The 851-nt window shown below is 61.0% G+C and carries 1 protein-coding gene; it reads right to left on the bottom strand.

Going from position 1 to position 851, the window contains the following annotated elements:
* Positions 1-15: 15 nt before the first annotated feature.
* Positions 16-776, bottom strand: a protein-coding gene (locus tag F7P65_RS21845; RefSeq protein WP_150295653.1) for an IS5 family transposase whose coding sequence is annotated in 2 segments (ribosomal slippage) — positions 16-440 and positions 440-776 — 762 coding nt in all. Because the reading frame shifts where the segments join, the coding sequence is not laid out codon by codon here.
* Positions 777-851 lie beyond the last annotated feature (75 nt).

Genomic DNA, 851 nt, shown 5'->3' on the forward strand with positions numbered 1-851 from the left:
TAGCGCGTAGACTCATTACGCGGCGCACCAGATGCGCACGCAGATGAGTTTGATAGCGGCGAGGAAGTTGGCCGGATCCTTGTCATACCGGGTGGCGATGCCGCGGAACTGTTTGATGCGGTTGAAGAAGCGCTCGACGAGGTTGCGCTGCTTGTAGAGCCATGGAGAGAAGGCGAAACGCTGCTTGCGATTGGATCGGTTGGGAATGTTGGCCCAGATGTTCCTGGCCGCAGCAGCCTGGCGGATGGCATTGCTGTCATATCCCTTGTCGCCCAGCAGGGTTGCTCCTTCTGGAATGGCCTCGATCAGCGCCTGAGCCTCGCACGCATCGTGGACCTGCCCGCCTGTGAGGCTCAGGCTGACAGGGCGTCCGTCAGCATCGACAAGAGCGTGGAGTTTGCTGGTGAGGCCGCCCCGGGAACGTCCCATGCCACGATCGCAGCTTCCCCCTTTTTGCCCGTCGCACCATTCTGGTGGACGCGCATGCAGGTGGAATCGATCATTACCAGTTCGCCATTATATCTCGCTGAAACCGCTGCCAGCAGCCGGTCCCAGACCCCGGCCTTGCGCCAGCGGACGAACCGGTTGTAGCAGGTCGTCGGCGGCCCATAGCGCTCGGGGATCTCCGACCATGTCGCGCCAGACCGGAACCGCCACATGATCCCGTTGAGAACCCGACGATCATCCACTCGCGCCACGCCACGCGGCTTGTTGGGCAGCAAGGGCTCGATGACCGCCCATTCCCGATCTGTCAGTTCGTATCGCCGCCGTGCCATCAAAACCTCCAACTCTGGAGGCCCTGAATCACGCAAACCGCCGATCCTCAAGTCATTTTATGAGTTTACGGCCTA

The organism is Sphingobium estronivorans (assembly GCF_008692605.1).
In the GTDB taxonomy this organism is placed as follows: Bacteria; Pseudomonadota; Alphaproteobacteria; order Sphingomonadales; family Sphingomonadaceae; genus Sphingobium; species Sphingobium estronivorans.